Origin of the sequence: Roseibium sp. (assembly GCF_050301095.1) — a bacterium.
Taxonomy (GTDB): domain Bacteria; phylum Pseudomonadota; class Alphaproteobacteria; order Rhizobiales; family Stappiaceae; genus Roseibium.
This window is the reverse complement of the sequence record NZ_JBNKYW010000013.1, coordinates 1-4,316: the sequence shown is the minus strand read 5'-3', so window position 1 is coordinate 4,316 and position 4,316 is coordinate 1. Positions and strand designations below refer to the sequence as shown.

The 4,316-nt window shown below is 61.7% G+C and carries 3 protein-coding genes and 2 pseudogenes; all 5 read right to left on the bottom strand.

The genetic code is table 11. The features are described 5' to 3' along the window. Nucleotides 1-212: pseudogene (locus ACQY7U_RS00665) on the bottom strand (sugar phosphate isomerase/epimerase); the annotation flags it as partial. Nucleotides 213-260: 48 nt separating this feature from the next. Beyond that, nucleotides 261-1,856 (bottom strand): glycoside hydrolase family 43 protein, encoded by a 1,596-nt coding sequence (locus tag ACQY7U_RS00660; protein ID WP_428640966.1) that lies wholly within the window; start codon nt 1,854-1,856, stop codon nt 261-263. Continuing rightward, nucleotides 1,853-2,899 (bottom strand): L-glyceraldehyde 3-phosphate reductase, encoded by a 1,047-nt coding sequence (gene mgrA / locus ACQY7U_RS00655; protein ID WP_428640964.1) that lies wholly within the window; start codon nt 2,897-2,899, stop codon nt 1,853-1,855. Before mgrA ends, ACQY7U_RS00660 begins: the two co-directional genes overlap by 4 nt. Nucleotides 2,900-3,001: 102 nt before the next feature. Then, nucleotides 3,002-4,126, bottom strand: a complete 1,125-nt coding sequence (locus ACQY7U_RS00650) for a Gfo/Idh/MocA family protein (RefSeq protein WP_428640962.1) — start codon at nt 4,124-4,126, stop codon at nt 3,002-3,004. A gap of 9 nt (nt 4,127-4,135) precedes the next feature. Beyond that, nucleotides 4,136-4,316: pseudogene (locus tag ACQY7U_RS00645) on the bottom strand (sugar phosphate isomerase/epimerase); the annotation flags it as partial.

Below are 4,316 nucleotides of genomic sequence, written 5' to 3'. Positions count from 1 at the left end.
TCCGTGCAGATGCCCTTGATTTCGTCGCAATAGGCGTCACTCTCCGCGGCCGTGTCGAGATCGAACAGGCGGCTGTCGAACGTCGGGATCTGAACGCCCTTGTAGCCGAGCTCCGCCGCCCATTTTGCGATGGACGGCAGTGAGTTGAACGGGGCGTCGTCGCCACCGAACTGGGCCAGAAAAATTGCCGGTCCCTTGATCAGTCCAGCCATGGGTGTCTCCCTTTGGTGTGTTGGGGGGGCGCAAGGCGAAACCGTGCCTCACGTGCCCTCCGGTGCATACGAAAATCTGCTGAAATCCGCTGTCTTGCCCTGACCGGTGATGTCGAAGGCGAGCATGCCGGTAAAAGCGCCGGTGAAAGACCCGTGTTCGCCGCGCCCGCCTTCATCGGAAATGATGGACGCATCGAGCTCCGGACCGAACGGCTGCCAGTCGCCGCCCTGGCGCCAGAAAAACTGCTGGTGGGCGCCGTTCACCTCCACAGCCAGGTCAATCGGTTCATCGGAGATGGCGATCGGTTCCGCCGGAAAGCTCAACTTTCCGTCCGGCCAGTCGCCGGGGCAGGATAGAAGGGTCAGGCATCGCCCGAGCCGGTCGTTCCGGCTGACGGCAAAGAAGTGGAACTTGTGCCGGTTGTAATAGGTCGCAAGGCCGGCCGCTTGCTGATAGGTCTCCGGATCGAAGGCGGTCAGCGTCGTTTCGGCCCTGTAGGTCAGATGTTCCTGACGGCGGGCAACGAGCGCCTGCTCGAACCAGCTGCCGACGCTTTCCCTGCCGGTCAGGCGGAGCGCCGACCCGGTCAGCGTGAACAGCCGTTCCGGATGCGGCGTGCGCAGCCATTGGAATTCTTCCGGCAGCGATGCGTCCTTGAAGGTCCGTTCGATCCGTTGCGGCGCGCGGGGAATGGCGGCGCCAATCCCTGGGACCTGCACCTTCGGCAAGGTGCCGCCTCCTTCCAGATAGAGCCAGCCGTCTTCCCGCCACTCGCACTTCTGAATGCCGGTTTCCCGCCCGAGAGGAGAGAACCGGCCCGGCAGGGGGCGGGAGCAAAGGTGTGTGTGATAGACCTCGCCGTCCGGTGTTTCCACGATCTGTCCATGACCGGCCCGCTGCAACGGCCAGTCCGGAGTATCCTTGGCGGTGATCAGATGCGTCTGCGGATGCAGCTCGTAAGGCCCGTCAATCGATCGTGAGCGGGCCATCGTCACGGCGTGGCCGTAGCCTGTACCGCCCTCGGCAACGGTCAGGTAGTACCAGCCACCGCGCTTATGAAGATGCGGTCCTTCGGTGAGACCGTGCGCACTGCCGGAAAAGATCTTCTTCGGCTGTCCGATGAGGCCGTCCGTCTCCGACCATTCCTGCAGGAGAATACCGTCGAAAGCCGGATGGCGCGGATGGCCGCCGATGGAATTGGAAATGTGGTTCCATTGCAGCACCAGAAACCACTTGCGGCCGTCGTCGTCGTGAAAAAGCGACGGATCGAAGCCGTGTGAATTGACGTAAATGGGATCGCTCCACGGCCCCTCGATCGAAGGGGCCGTGACGATGTAGTTGTGAGCGTCCTTGAAATTCCCATCCAGCCGCTTCACGTCCGTGTAAACCAGCCAGAAGCGCCCGTCGGCAAAGCTCAGGCACGGGGCCCAGATGCCGCAGCTGTCCGGGTTGCCACGCATGTCGAGCTGGCTGGCCCGGTTCAGCGGACGGCAGGCAAGGTCCCAGTTCACCAGGTCCTTCGACCGGTGGATCTGCACGCCCGGATACCATTCGAAGGTCGAGGTGGCGATGAAATACTCATCGCCTGCCCGACAGATCGAGGGATCCGGGTTGAAACCCGGCAGGATGGGATTTCGGATCATTTCCGGCTGGGTCCCTCTCGTTCCGCCGAGGCTGCCCACAGGTTGATGTCCGCCTCGCGCGTGGTTTCCGCGATCTCGGCCAGTTCCGCCTCGGAGAACTCCAGATTGGCAACCGCACCGACGCAGTCGCGCACCTGTTCCGCCCGGCTTGCACCGATCAGGGCCGTGGTCACCCGGCCTTTCCGCAGCACCCAGGCGAGCGCCATCTGGGCGAGCGTCTGCCCGCGCCGCTCGGCGATGCCGTTCAGCGCTCGGATCGTTGCCAGGTTTTCATCGCTCAGGAACTCGTTGCGGAGGGATTTGCCCTGGGTCGCCCTGCTGCCTTCCGGAACGCCTTTCAGGTATTTGCCTGTCAGCATGCCCTGGGCGAGCGGCGAAAAGGCGATGGAGCCGATGCCGAGTTCTTCCAGCGTGTCGAGAAGGCCGTCTTCCTCAACCCAGCGATTGATCATGGAATAGCTCGGCTGATGGATCAGGCACGGCGTGCCCAGTTCCTTCAGGATGGCAGCGGCTTCCCGCGTCCGCCTGGAGTTGTAGGAGGAGATGCCGACATAGAGCGCCCGGCCGGAGCGGACAATATGATCGAGCGCCATCATGGTCTCTTCGAGCGGCGTGTCCGGGTCGAAACGGTGCGAATAGAAGATATCGACATAGTCGAGCCCCATCCGCTTCAGCGACTGGTCGCAGGAGGCGATCAGATACTTCCGGCTGCCCCATTCCCCGTAAGGTCCTGGCCACATTTCATAGCCTGCCTTGGACGAGATGATCATCTCGTCGCGGTAAGGCGCGAAATCCGTCCGCAGAATTTCGCCAAAGGCAAGCTCGGCGGAACCCGGTTTCGGACCGTAGTTGTTGGCGAGGTCGAAGTGGGTGATGCCAAGATCGAATGCGGTCCGGGCAATCTCCAGCTTTGTCTGATGCGGTGTGTCGTCACCGAAATTGTGCCAGAGGCCGAGCGAAATCGCCGGGAGCTTCAGTCCCGATTTGCCACAGCGGCGGTATTCCATGGTGTCATAGCGCGTTTGCGCCGCAGTCCAGGTCATGTCTGCTCCAGATTTTTTGCTAGATAGGATGTAGAAGCATTTATTCTATTCTTTCGAAAAAATGAATTCAACGCCTCTTCCATCCAATCCGGTTTGCTTCTGTCAAACCGCCAGCAAATCCTTTGCGGCTTCCGGAGGCAAGGCTTCCGGACGCTCGCAGGTGGTTCCGATGTCCAGCACCTGTCCATTTTCACCCGCGGCGAGGATCGACGTCATCACGTCGACAACATGCAGGGAAAACTCCAGCGAACAGCGATGCGGACGGTTCTCCAGGATCGCCAGCGCCATGTCGGCAAGGCCCGCGGTGCGGTAGTTCGCATGACCGCGGTCGTTCGCCTTGGAGAAGGGGTGCGCCCAATCCTGCGCGATATTCACGAAATTGCCCTTCTCGGTCATGCGCACTTCGCCGCCGAAGAAGTTCGGATCCGGCACATGAAGGGTGCCCTCACGGCCGTATAGCTCCATGTTGGAATGGCCGTGCTGCCAGACGTCCCAACTGGCGCAATAGGTGACTTGCGCGCCCGAGTGGAACTGCATCACTGCGTGGATGGTGGTCGGGGTCTCGACCTTGATCTTCTCCCCAAAGCGCGGCTCGGAGGTAATGGTCCGCTCTTCCGACGCGGATGAGCTCATGGCCGTCACCCGCTTCACCGGCCCCAGGAGCTGCACCAGGTTGGAGACGTAATAGGGGCCGAGATCAAGGATCGGGCCACCGCCCGGCTTGAAGAAGAAGTCCGGGTTCGGATGCCACATCTCCATGCCCGGGCTCTGCACGAAACAGGTGCCCGACGTCACCTTGCCGACCGCATTAGAGTCCACCAGATGGCGGGCAAGCTGGTGGGCGCCGCCGAGGAACGTGTCCGGTGCCGAGCCGACCCGCAGACCCCTGGATCTTGCGATTTCGGCAAGGGCTGCGCCTTCCTCGACGCCGAGGACGAAGGGCTTTTCGGAATAGACGTGCTTGCCGGCCTCAAGAATCTTCCGGGACACCTCGAAATGGGCCGACGGAATGGTCAGGTTGACGATGATGTCGATGTCAGCTGCCGCGAGCAGACCGTCGACCGTCTCCGCGCGCAGGTCGAATTCCTCCGCGCGGGCTTTTGCCGCCGCTTCATTGATATCGGCGCATGCGCGCACTTCGATGCCTTTGAAAAGCGGCGCCAGCCGCATATAGGCGGCGGAGATGTTGCCGCATCCAAGGATACCGATCCCGAGTTTGCTGCTCATGGGTTTACCTCAAAAAGTCTTGAATGCGTCGATGGAACGGCTCGCGAAACGGTCGAAGTCGGACGGCTTGTCGTGTTCCATCACGAAGAGGTCGACGCCGATCCCGCGCAAGGCGGCCATAATGCCCTTCCAGTCCATGGTGCCCTGGCCGACATCCGCCCAGCCGTCCTCGTCGGCGCATTCACCCTCG